The 20074-nt window shown below is 54.2% G+C and carries 16 protein-coding genes; 8 read left to right on the plus strand and 8 right to left on the minus strand.

Annotated elements, in window-relative coordinates:
* Nucleotides 1-409 precede the first annotated feature (409 nt).
* From grpE to can, 6 genes are all read left to right on the plus strand, one after another.
* Nucleotides 410-994, plus strand: coding sequence for a nucleotide exchange factor GrpE (gene grpE, locus IEW12_RS16600; protein WP_188567194.1), 585 nt, complete (start codon nt 410-412; stop codon nt 992-994).
* 124 nt (nt 995-1118) lie between these two features.
* A complete protein-coding gene (gene dnaK, locus IEW12_RS16605) occupies nt 1119-3050 on the plus strand; it encodes a molecular chaperone DnaK (RefSeq protein ID WP_188567195.1) in 1932 nt (643 codons plus the stop codon).
* A 139-nt stretch (nt 3051-3189) separates the two neighbouring features.
* A complete protein-coding gene (gene dnaJ, locus IEW12_RS16610) occupies nt 3190-4311 on the plus strand; it encodes a molecular chaperone DnaJ (RefSeq protein ID WP_188567196.1) in 1122 nt (373 codons plus the stop codon).
* A 311-nt stretch (nt 4312-4622) separates the two neighbouring features.
* Nucleotides 4623-7502, plus strand: coding sequence for an EAL domain-containing protein (locus tag IEW12_RS16615; protein ID WP_188567197.1), 2880 nt, complete (start codon nt 4623-4625; stop codon nt 7500-7502).
* A gap of 333 nt (nt 7503-7835) precedes the next feature.
* Nucleotides 7836-8468, plus strand: a complete 633-nt coding sequence (locus IEW12_RS16620; RefSeq protein ID WP_229751165.1) for a chalcone isomerase family protein — start codon at nt 7836-7838, stop codon at nt 8466-8468.
* A 143-nt stretch (nt 8469-8611) separates the two neighbouring features.
* Nucleotides 8612-9289: a carbonate dehydratase gene (gene can, locus IEW12_RS16625; protein WP_188567198.1), complete on the plus strand. Its 678-nt coding sequence runs from the start codon at nt 8612-8614 to the stop codon at nt 9287-9289.
* 81 nt (nt 9290-9370) lie between these two features.
* Here can and panB read toward each other — a convergent pair whose 3' ends face one another.
* The 6 genes from panB to IEW12_RS16655 all read right to left on the minus strand — a co-directional run bounded on the left by panB (nt 9371) and on the right by IEW12_RS16655 (nt 14620).
* Entirely contained in the window at nt 9371-10183 is an 813-nt protein-coding gene (gene panB / locus IEW12_RS16630; RefSeq protein WP_188567199.1) for a 3-methyl-2-oxobutanoate hydroxymethyltransferase, read from the minus strand.
* Between the two features lie 131 nt (nt 10184-10314).
* Nucleotides 10315-10809 carry a 2-amino-4-hydroxy-6-hydroxymethyldihydropteridine diphosphokinase gene (folK, locus tag IEW12_RS16635; protein WP_188567200.1) on the minus strand — a complete coding sequence of 165 codons (495 nt, stop codon included), beginning with the start codon at nt 10807-10809 and terminating at the stop codon, nt 10315-10317.
* Nucleotides 10802-12175 carry a polynucleotide adenylyltransferase PcnB gene (gene pcnB, locus IEW12_RS16640; RefSeq protein ID WP_188567201.1) on the minus strand — a complete coding sequence of 458 codons (1374 nt, stop codon included), beginning with the start codon at nt 12173-12175 and terminating at the stop codon, nt 10802-10804. The genes folK and pcnB overlap by 8 nt, the downstream gene beginning before the upstream one ends.
* A complete protein-coding gene (locus IEW12_RS16645; protein ID WP_188567202.1) occupies nt 12172-12849 on the minus strand; it encodes a histidinol-phosphatase in 678 nt (225 codons plus the stop codon). The genes pcnB and IEW12_RS16645 overlap by 4 nt, the downstream gene beginning before the upstream one ends.
* Nucleotides 12850-12854: 5 nt before the next feature.
* On the minus strand, nt 12855-13538 hold the full coding sequence (gene hda, locus IEW12_RS16650) for a DnaA regulatory inactivator Hda (RefSeq protein ID WP_188567203.1): 684 nt from the start codon (nt 13536-13538) through the stop codon (nt 12855-12857).
* A complete protein-coding gene (locus tag IEW12_RS16655; RefSeq protein WP_188567204.1) occupies nt 13535-14620 on the minus strand; it encodes an AI-2E family transporter in 1086 nt (361 codons plus the stop codon). Before IEW12_RS16655 ends, hda begins: the two co-directional genes overlap by 4 nt.
* A gap of 187 nt (nt 14621-14807) precedes the next feature.
* Between IEW12_RS16655 and purM the strand changes: the two genes are divergently transcribed.
* Entirely contained in the window at nt 14808-15851 is a 1044-nt protein-coding gene (gene purM / locus IEW12_RS16660) for a phosphoribosylformylglycinamidine cyclo-ligase (protein WP_188567205.1), read from the plus strand.
* Nucleotides 15852-15911: 60 nt separating this feature from the next.
* On the opposite strand, the gene IEW12_RS16665 is transcribed toward purM, so the two are convergent.
* On the minus strand, nt 15912-17267 hold the full coding sequence (locus IEW12_RS16665; protein ID WP_188567206.1) for a S41 family peptidase: 1356 nt from the start codon (nt 17265-17267) through the stop codon (nt 15912-15914).
* Between the two features lie 162 nt (nt 17268-17429).
* Here IEW12_RS16665 and IEW12_RS16670 point away from each other — a divergent pair, with 162 nt between their 5' ends.
* Nucleotides 17430-17981 carry a DNA-3-methyladenine glycosylase I gene (locus IEW12_RS16670; protein ID WP_188567207.1) on the plus strand — a complete coding sequence of 184 codons (552 nt, stop codon included), beginning with the start codon at nt 17430-17432 and terminating at the stop codon, nt 17979-17981.
* An 89-nt stretch (nt 17982-18070) separates the two neighbouring features.
* Here the strand turns inward: IEW12_RS16670 and IEW12_RS16675 are convergent, their stop codons facing one another.
* The gene (locus IEW12_RS16675; protein WP_229751166.1) at nt 18071-20059 is read right to left on the minus strand and encodes an alpha/beta hydrolase family protein; all 1989 of its coding nucleotides are present in this window, start codon (nt 20057-20059) and stop codon (nt 18071-18073) included.
* Nucleotides 20060-20074: the final 15 nt, after the last annotated feature.

Below are 20074 nucleotides of genomic sequence, written 5' to 3' on the forward strand. Positions count from 1 at the left end.
GGCTACTGCTGCGCTAGCTGCCGCTGGTTTGGGTATAGCAAATCCATGCCACTGTGATGACTGTATAGGCAAAAACGATGAGGGATATCAGGGAAAGTTTCATTTTGTATTTCTCCTGCCTGTGTTTGCTTTGGCGCGTTCCTACGCGATTTGTATTCAATTGTGCGGCGCAATTGTCGTAAATTTCGCCTACCTTTATGGTAGATTGTTTTGTTTCGTTTTCTAGCTTTGGGCGTGTATATTTTGTAACGAAACGTCTCAGGATGCAGTGCAACATTAAATGATCTTAATTGCAATTATTTGATGTAAGACCTGCTTTCTTTACAAAAGTTCGCAAATACCCCTTGAAATGACATGGTTACCCCCCCAATTTAACGGGATAGTTCGTATTGATCGTCGGAGGTAGTGAATGCAAGAGCAAGAAAAACAGGCAGAAACCATAAATACTGCTGAACAAATTGTTACAAACGCAAGCGCGACGGACGCCGCTGTAAATTCTGCTCCGGCGACGGATGCAGCAACTCCGGTGGAGGCAGCACCGGCAGTTGACGTGGTGGCGCAGTTGGAAGCAAAAGTGCAGGAATTGCAAGATTCCTTCATGCGCGCCAAAGCGGAAGGTGAAAATATCCGCCGCCGCGCACAGGAAGATATTTCCAAGGCGCACAAGTTTGCGATTGAGGGTTTTGCCGAAGCAATGGTTCCGGTAAAAGACAGCCTGGAAATGGCGCTGAAAGTCGAAACACCGTCCGTAGAGTCTTTGAAAGAAGGCGTTGAGATGACCTTGCGTCAGCTCAGCGCTGCGTTTGAAAAAAATCGCCTGACTGAAATCAGTCCACAGAAGGGCGACAAGCTGGACCCAATGAAACACCAGGCTATTTCCATGGAGCCAGCCGAACAGGAAGCCAATACTATTGTTACCGTATTGCAAAAAGGATATACCATTGCCGACCGTCTATTGCGTCCGGCCCTGGTGACCGTTGCACAAGGAAAATGATAAAAACGATGCAAATTGGGGTGAAAACCGCTTGAAAAGCCGGGTTTTTACCTTATATCTGGATCATTGGAGCTTTCGGGCTTAGTTAAAAACTTAAAATTTAAAAATTCAAATAGGAAATATCATGGGAAAAATGATCGGTATTGATTTGGGTACAACCAACTCCTGCGTCGCAGTCATGGAAGGCGGCCAGCCTAAAGTGATAGAAAACGCCGAAGGCGCGCGTACTACCCCGTCCATCATCGCGTATCAGGAAGATGGCGAAATTCTGGTTGGCGCATCTGCCAAACGCCAGGCTGTTACCAATCCAAAGAACACACTGTATGCAGTGAAGCGTCTGATTGGCCGCAAGTTTGAAGAAAAAGAAGTACAGAAAGATATCTCCCTGATGCCTTACAGCATCAGCAAGGCAGACAACGGCGATGCATGGATCAGCGTGCGCGACAAGAAACTGGCGCCGCCACAGATTTCCGCTGAAGTCCTGCGCAAAATGAAAAAAACCGCTGAAGACTATCTCGGCGAAGAAGTGACAGAAGCAGTCATTACCGTTCCTGCTTATTTCAATGACGCACAACGTCAGGCGACTAAAGATGCCGGCCGTATCGCTGGCCTGGACGTCAAGCGTATCATCAATGAGCCTACCGCAGCAGCGCTGGCTTTCGGCCTGGACAAGGCTGAAAAAGGCGACCGCAAGATTGCCGTATATGACTTGGGCGGCGGTACTTTCGACGTTTCCATCATCGAGATCGCTGACGTAGACGGCGAAAAGCAATTTGAAGTGCTGTCCACCAACGGTGATACTTTCCTTGGCGGTGAAGATTTCGATCAGCGCATCATCGATTACATCATTGATGAATTCAAGAAGATCAACGGCCTGGACCTGTCCAAGGATCCTATCGCTCTGCAGCGTATCAAGGCATCTGCCGAACGCGCGAAGATAGAACTGTCCAGCTCGCAGCAAACCGAGATCAACGAGCCTTACATCGCGATGGCCAATGGCGCTCCGGTGCATTTGAACTTGAAAATCACCCGCGCAAAACTGGAAGCGTTGGTAGAAGAGCTGATCAAGAAAACGATCGAGCCTTGCCGTATCGCGATCAAGGATGCAGGCGTTAAAGTTACCGACATCGACGACATCATTCTGGTCGGCGGTATGACGCGTATGCCTAAGGTGCAGGAACTGGTCAAGGAATTCTTTGGCAAGGACCCACGTAAGGACGTCAATCCGGATGAAGCGGTTGCTGTTGGTGCTGCGATCCAGGGTTCTGTCCTGTCTGGCGAACGTAAAGATCTGTTGTTGCTGGACGTGACTCCACTGTCTCTGGGTATCGAAACCCTGGGTGGTGTGATGACCAAGATGATCCAGAAAAATACCACGATCCCGACCAAGTTCAGCCAGGTGTTCTCGACTGCGGACGACAATCAGCCAGCGGTAACCATCAAGGTTTACCAGGGTGAGCGCGAAATCGCTGCCGGTAACAAAGGACTGGGCGAATTCAATCTGGAAGGCATTCCGCCAGCAGCACGCGGCACGCCACAAATTGAAGTGACCTTCGACATCGACGCCAACGGTATTTTGCACGTAGGCGCGAAAGACAAGGCAACCGGCAAGGAAAACAAGATCACCATCAAGGCCAACTCCGGTTTGACCGAAGATGAGATTCAAAAAATGGTGAAAGACGCCGAACTGAACGCGGAAGAAGACAAAAAGGTCAAGGAATTGGCCGAGTCCCGCAATCAGGGCGACGCTCTGGTTCACTCGACTCAAAAAGCATTGGCAGAGCATGGCGACAAGCTGGATGCCGGTGAAAAAGAGAAGATTGAAGCCGCCATCAAGGATCTTGAAGCTGCGTTGAAATCTGGCGACAAAGTGGATATCGATACCAAGTTGGCAGCCTTGTCCACAGCATCGCAAAAACTGGGCGAAAAAGTTTATGCCGATATGCAGGCTCAGCAGGCAGCCGGCCAGGCAGGTGCATCTGCAGGCGCATCGGAATCCAAACCCAAGGATGACGACGTAGTAGACGCAGATTTCAAAGAAGTTAAAGATAAATAAACTTTAGTCCGGCGGTAATGCAGCGGGTCAGCTCAAGACTTGCTGCATACAAAACCCGCCAAGACTCGCCGGGTAGGTCGATCGTTCATACGACGCCCTGCTCGGCGTTTTCGCTTATAAAAAACAAGGTGTAATCGAGATGGCGAAGCGTGATTTTTACGAGATTCTAGGGGTGGGCAAAAACGCCTCGGATGACGAAATCAAAAAGGCTTATCGCAAGCTGGCAATGAAATACCATCCGGACCGCAATCCGGATAGCAAGGGTGCTGAGGAAAAATTCAAAGAGGCCAAAGAGGCCTACGAGATGCTGTCCGATACCAAAAAACGGGAAGCCTATGACCGTTACGGCCATGCCGGCGTAGATCCGAACATGGGTGGCGGCGGTGGCGGCGGAGCAGGCGGCTTTGCCGATGCCTTCGGCGACATCTTTGGCGATATTTTCGGTGGCGGCCGCAATCGCGGCGGTGGACCTCAGGTCTATCGCGGCGCCGATTTGCGCTACAACCTCGAAATTTCGCTGGAGCAGGCAGCCAACGGTTTCGATACGACGATACGCGTGCCTTCGTATGATGAATGCGATACCTGTCATGGTTCCGGTGCCAAGCCAGGAACTTCGCCGGTCACTTGCACGACCTGCGGCGGCCACGGCCAGGTGCGTATGCAGCAAGGCTTGTTCAGCATTCAGCAGGCTTGCCCCAAGTGCCACGGCACCGGCAAGATCATTCCTGAGCCATGTACTACTTGCTCGGGCCTGGGCCGCATCAAGCGCAACAAGACGCTGGAAGTCAAAATTCCAGCCGGTATTGATGACGGCATGCGCATCCGCTCCACCGGTAACGGCGAGCCGGGTGTCAATGGCGGTCCTCCGGGCGACCTGTATGTGGAAATCCATATCCAGCAGCATCCGGTGTTCCAGCGTGATGGCGACGATCTGCACTGCGAGATTCCTATCTCCTTTGTAAAAGCGGCGCTGGGCGGCGAAATCGAAGTACCTACGCTGAGCGGCAAGGCTTCGTTCACCGTTCCTGAAGGTACGCAGACAGGAAAGACTTTCCGCTTACGCAGCAAAGGCGTGAAAGGCGTGCGCTCCGGTTATGCCGGCGACCTGTTTTGCCACGTCGTGATAGAGACGCCGGTGAAATTGACCGACAAGCAAAAGGACCTGCTGCGTGATTTTGAGAGGCTGACCGTTGAAGGCGGCTCCAAGCATAATCCGCAGAGCAAGACCTGGATGGATAAAGTGAAGAAATTCTTCGAATAGCGAATAATGGAAAAGCAATGAAATAAGTGCTGGAATCCAAAATTCTCCAAAACCCCGCCCAACCTCCGTTGGCGGGGTTTTTTTATCGGTATTGCCTTCATTGCATGCGATTGCCATCGCATGGCAGGAAATACGCATTTCCCATGCGTGGGCGTTCCAAAAAGCAACGCTAACTGGCTGCAAGTTCTGCTAGCATGCAGAAGTAAGCCAATCCATTATGAGGTGTCGATACTTTGTCCGGCGCACGCAAAATACGCTCTTTTTTTACTACTCCCCTGGTTGGGGCTGTCGGATCGGCAGCGTTAGTACTATTGGCTCTATGGGTACTGGATGACAATGAACGCCAGTTGAACGCGCAAAAGCAGCGCGTGGAAGTGATAGAAAAGCTATCGGTGCTGCAAGCGAAGCTGGCCGGCGGCCTTACTTCCACCATCTCGGCTGCGCGCGTGCTGGCCGTCACCTTTGCGACTCATCCCGGAATAGACAAGGAAGAATTCATCCGCCTGGCGGCTGAAGTCCATGCGTCCAATACCAGCATCAGGAATATCGTGCTGGTCAGGGATACCAAGGTTGACTATGTCTTTCCGCTGGCGGGCAACGAAAAAATTGTCGGTATGGATTACCGGGACATGCCGGCGCAATGGCCTGTCTACCAGCGCATGATGCGGGAAATGGCGATACAGGTTGCCGGCCCGCTGACCCTGGTGCAGGGCGGGACCGGCCTGGTTGTACGCATTCCGGTATATCGGCCGGACGGACCAAGGCAGGCGGACGGCAAGGATAAATCCGCGAGCTTCCTGGGGTCGATAGGGATGGTCGTCAACTATGAAAGCCTGCTGTCCGATATCGGCCTGCCGCTGATGCAGCGCGAAATCAATATTGCGATACGAGGGCGTGACGCCAAAGGCAGGGACGGCGACGTGTTCTTCGGCGATCCCGCCTTATTCGGCGAGGGCGCGATTACCCAGCAGATTCCGCTGCCGGGAGGTGCGTGGGAAGTCGCCGCCCAGCCCACTGGCGGCTGGCAGGTGACGTCCAGAGTCAGCAAGGTGATTGAGGTGTTGGGCTTCATTCTCAGTGTGGTGGTGGCTGTACTCAGTTACCAGTGGCTGCAGCGCAATCGCCTGCGTGAGGAAAATGAGAAAAAACTGATAGAAAGCGAAGCACTCCTGAGGCTGCGCAATGATGCGCTCAGCGCCACCTCGCAGGGCGTGATTATCGCGACCCCGGATGGCCGGATTACGTATGTGAACCAGGCTACCTCTTACCTGAGCGGCCTGTCGCAGCAGTATCTGCAAGGGATGAAGCTAGGCGAGCTGTACGGTGACAGAGTCCGCGCCTTCCTGAAAGAAGATCCGGAGCTGCAGAAAACCCTGCAGCATGAAACTTGCCGCGAGACTGCCGACGGCAAGGTGATCTGGCTGGAATTGACGATGAGCCTGGTGACTGACCAGCAAAGCAAGGTCCGACAGTATGTCGGCGTACTGCGTGAAATTACCAAGAAAAAGCTGGCGGAGCAGGAGCTCAAGATCGCGGCCATGGCCTTCGAGACGCAGGAAGGCATCATGATCACCGACACCCATAGCACCATTCTCAGGGTGAACCGCGCATTTACCGAAATTACCGGTTATGAAGCCGCTGAGGCGATAGGCAAACCGGTGTCGATACTCAGGTCGGGCCGGCATGATGTAGCCTTTTACAAGGAAATGTGGCAATCCATCGCGAAGAACCGCTACTGGTCGGGGGAGGTATGGAACCGGCGCAAGAGTGGGGAAGTGTATCCCGAGAGGCTGGTTATCACAGCAGTGGTGGCCGATGATGGCAGCATTTCCAATTACGTGGGTTCTTTTACCGACATCACCGAGTACAAGATATCCGAAGACAAGATCCACCAGTTGGCCTTTTTTGATCCGCTGACCAACCTGCCCAACCGGCGCCTGCTGATAGACAGGCTGGGCCGCGCGCTGGCATCGACCGCCAGGCATAAGCGGCATGGCGCTATCCTGATGATAGACCTGGACAACTTCAAGACGCTGAACGATACCAAGGGCCATAATGTCGGCGACCAGCTATTGACAGAGATCGGGCTGCGCCTGAAAGCCTGCACCCGCACTGAAGATACCGTCTCGCGTACCGGCGGCGATGAGTTTGTTGTCGTGCTGGAGCAATTGCATCCGGAGCTGAACCAGGCTGCTGCCCAGGCCGAAGGCGTTGCAGAAAAAATCCGCCAGATACTGAACCAGTCGTTTGCACTGGGCAGCGTTGACTATGAGAGTTCCGGAAGTATAGGCATCAGCATGTTCTGCGACGAACCTATCGGCATTGATGAGTTGCTCAGGCGTGCCGACATGGCGATGTATCAGGCCAAGGCATTGGGCAAGAATGGCTTGAGGTTTTTTGATCCCAGCATGCAGGCAGCGCTGGAGTCACGCACGGCGCTGGAAAGCGATTTGCGGCAGGCGATTGGTGCAGGGCAGTTTGTCTTGCATTACCAGTTGCAAGTCAGCGCGCTGGGCGATCCCATCGGCGCTGAGGTTCTGCTGCGCTGGCAGCACCCGCGGCGCGGCCTGGTGTCGCCTATGGATTTCATCCCTATGGCAGAAGAAACCGGTCTGATACTGCCGATAGGCCTGTGGGTATTTGAAACCGCCTGCCTGCAGATCAAAAAATGGTCAGCGATACCGGCGAGAGCCGGCCTGCAACTGGCGGTGAATGTCAGCGCCAGACAATTCAGGCAAGCCTCCTTTGTCGACGACATCAAAAACATCCTGGCTCGCACCGGCGCCAACCCTGTATTGCTGAAACTGGAACTGACCGAGAGCGTAGTGCTGGAGGAAGTGGATACGGTGATAGAAAAGATGCATGCCTTAAAAGAAATCGGCGTATGTTTTTCGCTGGATGACTTCGGGACCGGCTATTCTTCGCTTTCGTATTTGCAGCGCCTGCCTTTAAACCAATTGAAAATCGATCGCTCCTTTGTGCATAATTTGCCCAAGGACAAGAGTAACGCGACGATAGTCCGTACCATCATCAACCTGGGCGAAAGCCTGGGCCTGAACGTGATAGCCGAGGGGGTGGAGACGCCGGAGCAAAGGGATTTCCTGCTGCGCTCAGGCTGCCAGGCATATCAGGGCTATTATTTCTGCAAGCCGATAGCAATCAACGAATTTGAAGAATTGCTGGATGCATAATGCCGTGAGCGGCCAATTCGTCGGGCAGAATTGGCGAAGGCCGGCGCAGGGCCGCGGGATATAAGGTCGCAAATGCCGCAGGGCGAGAGCCTGGCCGTGCTTGTTGGTCGCCTTGAGCCTTGCTTTACACCGATTCCGCCGGATTGGCTTATTCAGGAAATTAATTGCCCAGGCCATTATCGATACATTTTGTTGCATGCATCACTCGCTTTTTTCCTATAAGCTGCGCTGTCGGCAAGAAGGAATTTTGCAAATGGGTAATAGGTTGGTAACGCAGTAAGTAATTCTAATTAAAAATCATAGTCTTAATAAAAGACATACTTTGGAGATGATATGAACTGGAATAGAGTAAAACAGGTTTTTCGTAGCGGGATGCTGATCGGTGCGGTTGCCGGAGCGGCAATCACAACATTGGCTGCGCAAGCCGCGGGTATGGAAGTGGCAGGGGTGAAGCTGGATGAGACCGCTCACGTGGCCAATACTGAATTGAAGCTGAACGGTGCAGGCATACGCTACAAGGCCATCTTCAAGGTCTATGTGGCGGCGTTGTATCTGAAAGAAAAGAAAAACACGGTACCGGACGTACTGGCATCGCAGGGGCCACGCCGCGTGACTATCGTGATGCTGCGTGATGTCAGCAACGAAGAGTTTGGCCGCGGCTTCATGTCCGGAATCCAGCAGAATACGGAAAAAGCTGAAAAAATGAAGATGACAGGCCAGTTCCTGCGTTTTGGCGAACTGTTTGCGTCTGTGCCTGAATTGAAAAAAGGCGACGTGATGGTGCTGGACTGGGTGCCGGGCGTCGGCAGCGTAGTGTCGCTGAACGGCAAGAAGATGGGTGAACCGTATCCTGACCTGCTGTTCAATAATGCCTTATTGCGCATCTGGCTGGGAGAAAGCCCGGTTGACAAGTCTCTCAAGAAAGCCATGCTGGGCGAAAGCGAAGACAGGAGCAATTTCCGCTGATCTGATCGGCAATGAGCACTGAAGGAAATGACAACGCGGATAGCAATATCCGCGTTTTGCTTTTCAGCCAAGCTAAAAGATAGGCGGGCAACCGGCTCGCAGAAAGTATAGAATCTGGTCTGTCGAAATATCAGGACAAATACATGACAGATTCCGTCAAATCCAATCTTTCCCCTGCGCAATTATTTGAAAATAACAGGAAATGGGCCGAGTCCATCCGGGCCAAGGATGCCGATTTTTTCAAAAAATTGGCTGCGCAACAAAATCCCGAATATCTGTGGATAGGCTGTTCCGATAGCCGCGTCCCTGCGAATGAATTATTGGGCATGCTGCCGGGCGAATTATTCGTCCATCGCAATATCGCCAATGTGGTCGTTCACTCTGATCTGAATTGCCTGTCTGTACTGCAGTTTGCGATTGAGGTATTGGGAGTCAAGCACGTGATCATCTGCGGCCACTACGGCTGTTCCGGCGTGCATGCGGCGATGACGGGAAGACGGGTAGGTCTGGCGGATAACTGGCTGCGCCACGTGCAGGACGTGCATCAGAAGCATGAACGTTATCTGGGCGAGACTTTATCCAGCAAGCAAAAGCAGGACCGCCTGTGCGAGTTGAACGTGATAGAGCAGGTAGTCAACCTGTGCCAGACCACGATAGTGCAGGACGCCTGGGACAGGGGGCAACAATTGACCGTGCACGGCTGGGTCTATGGTTTGCAGGATGGTTTGCTGAACGAAGTGGGAATGATGGTTAGCTCATCGGAAATGCTGGCAGAGAAGCTGGGAAGCAGCCTGAGGCGCTACGGGTCCGGAACAGCCTGATTGGGCTGTTCTGCGGTTTCGGCTTATCGATGCGGCATGCATCAATAAGCCGGCTCAGCGGCACAAATCAGAAGCAATAAATCAGAAACAGTGTTCCACGGCAGGGAAGCTGCCATCCTTGACCGCAGCCACATAGGCCAGTACGGCAGCATCGATACTGGTCTGGCCTTCCATGAAGTTCTTGACGAACTTCGCCTTGCGGCCTGGGAACACGCCCAGCAAATCATGCATGACCAATACCTGGCCGGAACAATCCGGGCCAGCGCCTATGCCTATCGTCGGTATGGCCAGCAGCTCGGTCACTTCCTTGCCCAGAGTTGACGGAATCGCTTCCAGCACCAGCACTGAAGCGCCGGCTGCCTGCAGCGCCATTGCATCGGATTTCAGCAAATCTGCTGCTTCATGCGTCTTGCCCTGCACCTTGTAGCCGCCGAGCTGATGCACGGACTGCGGGGTCAGTCCCAGATGGGCGCAGACGGGGATGGAGCGTTCGGTCAGGAATTTGACGGTCGGCGCCAGCCAGGCACCGCCTTCCAGCTTGACCATCTGCGCACCGGCCTGCATCAATTGCACTGCATTCTGGAAAGCCGATTCCGGTGTTGCATAGCTGCCGAAAGGCATGTCGGACAGTACGAAGGCAGACTTGTTGCCGCGAACTACACTGGCTGTATGGTAGGCGATATCTGCCACTGTGACCGGCAACGTGGAATTGTGCCCCTGACTGACCATGCCCAGCGAATCGCCGATCAACAGCATTTCCACGCCGCAGCGGTCCATCAGTGCCGCAAAGCTGGCGTCATAGCAGGTCAGCATCGTGATTTTTTCACCCTGCTGGCGCTGTGCGATCAAGCCGGGAATGGTCACTGCTTTTCGGTCTTGCAAATATTCAGCCAAGATATCTCTCCGCGTAAAAATGAAGTTTTTGTATTATAGGTTTGTATCTGAAGTCGCGTATGAGCTTGGCATATTCTGCCTGCAAGCACGCCAGCCTTCAATCTGGCCATAGGGCCATCGCGCATCGGCTCTCAGCCTATCTTCTTGATGGCTTGGCCGGCGACTTGCGGCGCGAACTGGTGCGCGGCACCCTTGCCGGGAATGCTGATGAAAGGATCCAGTTGCAACAGCGGCAGCAGCACGAAGGCGCGCTCTGTCATTCTCGGATGCGGCACGCTCAGTTCGGGAGTGTCGATCTGCCGGTTTGCGTACAGCAGCAGGTCCAGATCCAGGGTACGCGGTGCATTGCGGTAGGGGCGCTCGCGACCAAAATCGGCCTCTATCTGCTGCAGTGCTGCCAGCAAGATCGGGGCATCCAGCGCAGTGCTGATTTCTGCCACGGCGTTGACATAGTCGTCGCCGCTGGAATCAATCGGTGCGCTGCTGAATAGGCTGGATTGCTTGCTAAGGCTGGTGTCCGGCAGGCTGCCCAGCCGGGCGATCGCCAGTTCCACCGTCGCACGCGCATCGCCGAGATTGGCGCCTATGCCTATGTAAGCCTGATGGCGCTTGCCCGCTTTATTCACTTGCGCTATCCGGCTTGCCTCCGGCGGCGGGATTGCGAGGGCCGCGGCGGCGCGGGCGGCGTTTCTTCGGCGCAGCGGCTTCTTGTTTGGGTTTGACGGTTAGCAGATGCTCACGCTCTTCGCCGTCGCCATTGATGAAACCGGTCCACCATTCGCCCAGCTCGGCATCAATCTCCCCGGAAGCACAGCGCAGCAGCAGGAAATCATAGCCCGCGCGCATGCGTGGATGCTCCAGCAGTTTGTAGGGCGTCTTGCCGGCGCGTTTTTCAAAGCGCGGCTGCATGGCCCAGATATCGCGCATGTCCGAGCCTATCTTGCGTTGCAGCGCCAGGGCATCGGTCTGCCGGTTCAGCACATCGTCGGCAGCCAGATGCAGCGCAGGGATAGGGAACTCGCCGGAAGCCTTGTAGGCATCCCATTTTTCCAATACCTGGTGCCATAGCAGCGACGCGAACAGGAAGCCCGGCGACACCGGCTTGCCTTGACGTACGCGTTCATCGGTATTGGCCAGCGCCAGCGTTACAAATTTTTCACCCAGCGGCTGTTCCAGCACCACATCCAGCAAAGGCATCAGGCCATGATGCAGGCCTTCCTTGCGCAATTGCTGCAGGCAAGCCATCGCGTGGCCGCTCATCAGCAGCTTCAGCATTTCATCAAACACGCGCGCGGTAGGCACATTGTTGATCAGCGGCGCCATCACTGCGATGGGGGCGCTGGTGGCAGGATCTATCGTGAACTGCAGCTTGGCCGCGAAGCGCACCACGCGCAGCATGCGCACTGGATCTTCGCGGTAGCGTGCCTCGGGCACGCCTATGATGCGCAGGGTTTTCTTGCGGATATCGGCGATACCGTCATGGTAGTCCAGCACAGTCTGCGTGGCCGGATCGTAGTACATCGCATTGATCGTAAAATCCCGGCGTACCGCGTCTTCATGCTGTTCGCCGAAAGTGTTATCGCGCAATACCCGGCCGTGTTCGTCTTTCGGTGCGCCGTCGGTGACGGTGCCGCGGAAGGTGGTCACCTCCAGCAAATCCTGGCCAAACATCACATGCACGATCTGGAAGCGCTTGCCGATAATGAACGCGCGCCGGAACAGGCGTTTGACCTGCTCGGGCGTGGCATTGGTGGCGATGTCGAAATCCTTGGGCTTCACTCCCAGCAACAGGTCACGCACCGCGCCGCCGACCACGAAAGCCTTGAAGCCGGCCTCCTGCAGGGTTTGCGTAACGCGGATGGCATTGGATGACAGCAGGTTGGGATTGATGCCGTGCTCTTTGGCGCTGAGTACCGTCGGTTCATTATTAGCGCCGGCAGTATCTGCTTTGCTTTTGACGCCGAGCATCTTGCGGATAAACTTTTTAATCATTGCGCGTTGAATAAGGTAAGGATAGGCCAGCCCTGCTGGGTAGCATGTGCCAATAGTTTAGCATTCGGATTTGTCGCCACCGGGTGGGTGACGACGGATAATAAAGGAATATCGTTTTGCGAGTCACTATAAAAGTGGCTGCAGGTGAAGTCTTCCAGTTTCTTGCCCTGCTGGTCCAGCCATTGATGCAGATGTATCACCTTGCCCTCGCCGGAAGTAGGTATTCCCAGCAGTTTACCGGTGAGATTGCCATCCGTTGTCAGTTCAGGCTCGGCAGCGATCAGGTTGTCCACACCCAATGCCCTGGCGATCGGAGCCGTGACAAAGCGGTTGGTCGCGGTAATGATTGCCATCAGGTCGCCGTGATCCTGATGGCGCTTGACCAGATCCAGCGCAGCCGGCAATAGCGCAGGCTGTATCACTTCCTGCATGAACTGCTCATGCCAGGCATCCAGTTGCTTGCGCGGGAATTGCGCCAGCGTGCCCAGCGCAAACTCCAGGTATTCCACCGGGTCCAATGTGCCGGCCTGGTATTGCGCAAAAAACGCCGCGTTGCGTTTTTCAAAGGCGGCGGCATCCACTGCGCCTATCCTGCTCAGGAACTGGCCCCATTCATAATCGGAATCGATAGGGATCAGCGTGTGGTCGAGATCAAACAGGGCGATATTATTCATGGCGGCTAGGAAGTATAGGCTTCCTGCTGCAGCAGGAAATCTCGTAGTAGCGGGAGGGTAATCGGGCGTTTGGTTTCCAGCGAAAACTGGTCCAGCGCGATCAGCATCTTGGTCAGCGAATTCATGTCGCGCTGGTAGTGCGTGATCAGGTAGGGCAGCACGCCAGCGGAAATGCTCATGCCGCGTTGCAGCGCCGCTTTTTCCAGCGCATTGATCTTGTCTTCATCGGTCAGGCCGTGCACCTGGTAGATCAGGCCCCAGCCCAGCCGGGTACGCAAATCTTCCCGGACACCCAGGATCATGGGCGGGTGATTGCCGGCGGCGATCAGGAAGGCGCCATTGGCCCTTGCTTCATTGAACAGGTTGAAGGCATCGATCTGCGCGCGCGGCGACAGCTTCTCGCAATCATCCAGCAAATACATGCTGATGGCGGGTGTGTAGGTGAAGGCTTCGCTGGGAGCGTCCGGTGTCAGGAAGCGGGCGTCGCCGGTATCGGCCAGGGCTTGCAGCAAATGGGTCTTGCCGGCGCCAGGCTGGCCCCATAAATAGACAAAGCGCTCCCCGTACAGGCTGGGAGTGCGTGTAGAAAACAGGCTGAGCAATTGCGCCAGTTCGGCGTTCTGTCCAACAACAAAGGTATCGAGAGACTGCGGTTTTTCCGCGTCCAGATCCAGCAATAATTGCCTCATGGCTGATGATAAAAACTACTATTAAAATAATGTGAGCGCAAATGCTTGACTGCGACTGCAAGGATGGCCGAGGCAGGCAGGGCCACCAGGATACCGATAAAACCGAACAACTGGCCAAAGGCCAGCAATGCAAAAATCACGGTCAGCGGATGCAAGCCTATGCGCTCGCCAACCAGCCTGGGTGTCAGGAAAAAGGATTCGATCACCTGGCCCAGGCCGTAAATGATGGCGACCGAAATCAGGCCGCTGAGGTCATTGAATTGCAATACCGCCCCGATCAGTGCCAGCACCAGTCCCAGGCCATAACCCAGGTAAGGGATGAACACCAGTAAACCTGTAATGATTCCTACCGGCAATGCCAGGTCAAAGCGGGCAATCGCCAGCGCGACCGAATAATACACCGCCAGCACCAGCATCACCATGATCTGGCCACGCAGGTATTGTGCCAGGATGCTGTCAACTTCCAGCACCGCATCGCGGCTATTGCGGGCCCAGCGGCGTGGAATGAAGTGTTCCAGTCTTGCCATCATTGCATGCCAGTCGATCAACAGATAAAACAGCACGATAGGGATCAGTAGCAGATTGGCCAGCAAGCCCATGACTGCAGTACCGCCAACACGGATGGAGGAGAGGGCCGCTTTGGCGATGGTTTCCCCGCTATCTTTCAATTGTTCGGTCAGCATCGCTTTGACGCCTGCACTGTCCAGTTGCACGGAAATGCCGAGTTCCTGCAATTTAGGGCTCAGAACGGTATTGGTCTTGTCCAGAAAGCGTGGAATCTGTTCTTGCAACTGCGGAACCTGTTTTTGCAGTATAGGTGTAATGATCAACACCATCGCCAATACCGAGCAAATCAGCAGTACGATCAGCAAGCTTGCTGCAACGGGGCGCGGCAGGCTGAACTTTCCTATGCGGCGCGCGCACAGCCGGTCCACCCAGGGGTTCAGCATATAGGCCAGTATGGCGGCCACCACAAAAGGCATCAGCACCGGCCCCAGCAAGCTCAGCAGAACCAGGAATGCCAGGGCTACGCTGAGCCACAAAGCTGTCTGTTTTTGTTCTGGTGAAAAGGCAAAAGGCATCGTTGTCGATTTGTTATGTACGTTGAATAGTAAGGCTTGAATAAGGGGCTGTATGCACTCAATACCCAAAAAGCGGGTGTTTGCCGAGTCGTTTTGTTAAAATAGCGGTTTCGCAGAGGCATTTTCGCGCAACTTCGCTATTTTACCGCCTCTACCGCATCTATTCTCGTTTCTATTGCCTAATATCATGAGCTCAACAAATAATGTTTCCCTTTCTTATCGTGACGCCGGTGTCGACATGGTCGCCGGCGATGCGCTGGTAGAGGCGATTAAACCTTACGCCAAGCGCACCATGCGTGAAGGTGTCATGGCTGGAATCGGCGGTTTTGGCGCCATGTTTGAAATTGGTAAAAAATACAAGGAACCGGTGCTGGTATCTGGTACCGACGGTGTCGGCACCAAGCTGAAGCTGGCTTTTCACCTGAACCGCCATGATACGGTAGGGATAGACCTGGTCGCGATGAGCGTCAATGACATTCTGGTACAGGGTGCGGAACCCTTGTTCTTCCTGGATTATTTTGCCTGTGGCAAGCTGGATGTGCCTTCCGCAACAGACGTGATCAAGGGTATTGCTTTCGGTTGCGAACAGGCCGGCTGCGCACTGATCGGTGGCGAAACCGCTGAGATGCCTTCGATGTACCCGGACGGTGAATATGATCTGGCAGGTTTTGCCGTCGGCGCAGTAGAAAAATCCAAGATCATCGACGGCAGCAAGATTGCTCCGGGTGACGTGATCCTGGGTCTGGCTTCATCCGGCATCCACTCCAACGGTTTCTCCCTGGTTCGCAAGATCATTGAAGTCTCCAAGCCTGACCTGAACAGCGATTTCCACGGCCGCAGCCTGGCTGATGCGCTGATGGCACCGACCCGCATTTATGTGAAACCTTTGTTGGCGCTGATGGCCAGCATGGAAGTCAAAGGCATGGCGCACATCACCGGCGGCGGTCTGGTTGAAAACGTGCCACGCGTACTGGGCGACAAGCTGACCGCAGTCCTGCATAAAGACGCATGGGTCATGCCGCCGCTGTTCACCTGGCTGCAGCAGCACGGCGGCGTGGCCGACGCTGAAATGCACCGCGTATTCAACTGCGGCATAGGCATGGTAGTTATCGTATCGCAGGACAATGCGGATGCGGCATTGGCGCAATTGACGGCAGCCGGCGAAACAGTCACACGCATCGGTGAAATCCGTGCACGTGAAGGCGATGAAGCACAGACTATCGTTGTCTGAGCCAGGCAGTCTATCGGCAATAAAAAAAGCGCACGAGGTGCGCTTTTTTTATGGGCTGCATTATTTGACGATGCGATTATTCCGCCATGGGTAGCGCTCGCTTTCCGGTGCCGGTGTTGCGCTACGCTGCGCCAGCTCGGATACGCTAAAACCGCTAGCAGGGCAACTGGCTGTCTTGCTGTAACCGATCGCGGTCGATAATAAGCGCTCGCTGCTGTCTCCCAGAGCATGCTCCAGATCGTCGGCGGCGCTGCACTTCGGTGCAATGCCATTGACGTAGCCACCTTGTCCGGCGGAATTCACGCCATCGAACTGGATGGCGAAGTAGGAGGTGTCGCAATTGTCTTGCTGGATGAATCCGTAAGGTTTGCCGCAGGTGGCGCCGCCTATCGTGATGACTTGCATAAACGGTGATAAGCCATTGATCACCGATTCAGTGGCCGAGCAACTGCGGGCCGTCGTCAGAACGAAAACGCGCGGCAGGTTCAGCAGCGGCAGGCTGAGAAATTGCCGGCTCAGGTTGACGAAGTTCATCTTGTAGTTGGGATCATTGGTTTTTTCGGGATGCTTGTCGTTGAAGCGCAGTTGTTCAAACAATTGATTCTGCACTTTGGCGCCGCCTATCATGGAAGCCAGCTCGTCGGCGATATATAGGTAGCCGCCGCCGTTGTAACGCACATCCAAAACCAGGTCGTCGATGCCTGCAGTCTTGAACTTCTGGAAAGCCAGTACCAGCGGAATTTCTGCGGTGGCTACATGGTCGGTAAACAGCAGATAGCCTATCTTCCTGTTATCCGGCGTGGTGATCACTGTATCTTGCAATACCGGCGATTTGTTCACCGATACGGCAGTCATCTGTACCACGCGGCTGCTGCCCGCCGCCTTATCCAATACCTCGAAGCTGTTGGTGGCGCCGGTGGCGGTTGGATATAGCGCCGCGCGCTGGACAGTGCTACTCAGCGTGGTGATCGGGCTGCCGTTAATGCCGATGATCTGGGCGCCGCGGGCAATTTTCTGCTGATCCGCCGGAGAGCCGGGTTGTACGTAAGTGACGCGCAATTTACCGTTTTCGTTAACCAGGTCGGCGCCATAGCCGATATCCAGCCCGGACTGAAAAAAATCATCGATTTCGCTCTTGCTGGCAGTGAAGCTGAACCTGTCTTTACTCTTGACCAGCAAGGCATCGAAATAAGCGGACGGGGTGCTGTAAGTGACCGACGGCACATTGACGATGTCGCTATACCAAAGATAGACATCATCCAGGTTCGCCCTGATCCAGCTTTTTTCACCGGCCGGCGTGCAGACGTTGGCCAGTTCTGCGGGTTTGCCTGCAGGTCCTTCGGCTACCGGATTGTCTGGTGGTACCGTAGTGGGCGGCGAGCTTGCGCTAGATCCTCCCCCTCCGCAAGCTGCCATGGGCAATGCCAATAAAATGATAGAAAGCTTCAAAAATGTTTTCATTGCAAACCCGGGAGTGCCGAGCGTAAGATGGTCGAGGCGATATGATGCCATATGATAATATTTTAAGCTGTCAAATAAATAATTTTCTAATCAACTCTCCAATCTGAAAAATCACCAATGGCAAGCAAACGATGCGGTTGGGCCAATTCCGCCAATCCCCTCTACCTGGACTACCACGACAACGAATGGGGCGTGCCTTGCCACGATGAGCGGCGCCTGTTTGAGATGCTGAACCTGGAAGGGGCACAAGCCGGCTTGAGCTGGGAAACCGTGCTAAACAAACGTGAAAGCTACAGGCTCGCGTTTGACAGTTGGGATGCCAAAAAGATTGCCAAATATGATGCCGCCAAGGTGGCGGAACTGCTGGCCAATCCCGGCATTATCAGGAACAAACTTAAGGTGGCCGCCGCAATCACCAATGCGCAAGCCTATCTGCGCCTGTGCGAAGAACTGGGCGGGCTGGACGCGTATCTATGGGCGTGGGTGAAAGGCAAGCCTATCAAGAATAAGGGTGAGCGCATCATCAAGACTGAGTTGTCGGATGCGATTTCCAAGGATCTGGCAAAACGCGGTTTCAAGTTCGTCGGTTCGACGATCATCTATGCCTATATGCAGGGTATAGGCATGGTGCAGGACCATGCTGCGGATTGCGACTGGCGCAAGAAATAGACAAGAGAAACGGATAAAAAGCGGTTAAATCCCTCGCGCCAAAGAAAAGGCACTCGCTTGGAGTGCCCTTGTACTGGAATCTGGATGGCTTATTTTTTACCGATATTCTGGTCCAGGAATTTTTCGACCCGCGTCCAGAAATCGATATTGTTTTTCTTCAGGCGCCATCCGTGGCCCTCTTCGCCGTAGACGATCCACTCTACGTTAGGATTGTGTGCCTTCACCGCATTGTAGAACTTGGTGCCGTGCACTACCGGCACACGGACATCGGAGCCGCCATAGGCCAGGATAAGCGGTTTTTTCAGGCGGGAAGCCTGTTCTATCGGTGATGTGGCTTTTAATTGGGCGGCATCCTTTACCTGATCGCCTATCAGGGTAGGCATGCCGTATTTTGCATAGTCGTCCGAGGTGTCGCTCCAGGTCACGTCATAGAGCAGGTTGATGTCGGATACACCTACCCAGCTGATGCCGCACTGGTAGAGATCCGGTTCCTTGATCAGTCCCATCAACGTCGCATAGCCGCCATAGCTGGCGCCGGCGATGCAAATACGCTTGGGATCGGCATAGCCCTGGGCGATGGCCCATTTTGTGCCGTCGGTCACGTCGTCCTGCATGGCAAGGCCCCATTGCTTCCATCCGGAAGTCCACAGCTTGGAGCCGTAGCCGGTGCTGCCACGGAATTCGGGTTCCAGCACTGCATAGCCGCGCGATGCAAGGAATTGCGTAACGGGGTTCCACTGCCAGTGGCCGCCCCTGACATAGGGGCCGCCGTGAACCATCACCACTAACGGAAGATTCTTGCCGCTGCTTCCTCTTGGCAGCGTCAGATAGGCTGGAATTTCCAAGCCGTCCCTCGCCTTGTAGCGCACCATATCCATATGCGACATCTGCCTCCTGTCGATATTGGGCATGGCTTCGCCAAGCGGTGAAAATTTACCGGTTTTGGTGTTAAACAGCAGATAGACGCCGGGGTAGATATCGGAATGTGCATGGACCAAAATCGTTTCGCTGGACGCAAATTCTGCGCCGCTTATTGTATTGATGGTATCGGGTAGCTGGGCGTCTATTCTTTCCTGCATTTTTTTCCAGCTGTCGTCGAACCACATGGTGGCTTCGGCGTCCGTTTCATAGCGCAGTCCGATTACTTTGTTTTCTACCGTGTTGTAGACAAAGGATCCTCTAAAGTCATAGCCCTTCATGCTGATCAGCGGTGTGCCAGATACCCGGTTATTTTCCAGATCATATTTATAGGCGGAGGTGGTATCTTGCCCCTGATGCGCAGAGACATACAGGCTGCCATCCGGACTAATGAAGAGGGGAGTGAAGCCTTCTTCCTTGAGGGGATCAAATTCGATCAGCTTGCGCCAGTTTTCCGTCTTTGGATCTTTGTAATAGATGGAGGTGATACTTTTGTCAGAGGCTTCTGCTACCCTGACCTGGCCTGCCTTATCCACCAGGAAACTGACGGAATTCTTGGGCGTTTCGATACGCTGTGTCAGGCCGGTACGGGTGTTGAGGCGCAGAAAATTCAGCGTCGGTTTCAGGTTATTGCCATTTTGTTCCACGACAAAGACGTCATCGGAATCTTTTTGATGATCGACATCGACAAAAAAATGATTTGGCGGCAATTGGCGGCTGATCTTTCTTTCCGATGTATAGAAGCGCTCTATCAGTTCGCGGTGATTGCTGCCGTCGATATCGATGGCAAAGAGGCCGGGACCGGTACGGGTCTCGCCTTGTCCGATAGTCTTATCCGTCACTTGAAACACAACCCGCTTATTGTTGACCCAGTGGACATTGGCGATATCCAGGCTGGAAAAGTGCTCCAGAATCTTGTGCGCATTCGTCGTAACGTCAATCACGGCCAGCATCACTCTCTCATCCGAGCCGGATACCAGAATAGCGACTGATTTGCCGTCCGGCGACAAGCGCGCACTGTTCAATACGATGGGCTTGAAAAATTCGCTGACGGCGGGCGGAGCAGCCTGGGCTTGGGTTAGGGGAGTGGCAAGCATGCCGCAAGAAAAACAAAGTGCTACGGCGGCCATGAGCGGCTTGCACCATTTTTTTTGATTCATCACCGATCTTTCCCA

The sequence above is a fragment of the Parundibacterium terreum genome, assembly GCF_014636315.1.
Classification (GTDB): Bacteria; Pseudomonadota; Gammaproteobacteria; order Burkholderiales; family Burkholderiaceae_D; genus Undibacterium; species Undibacterium terreum.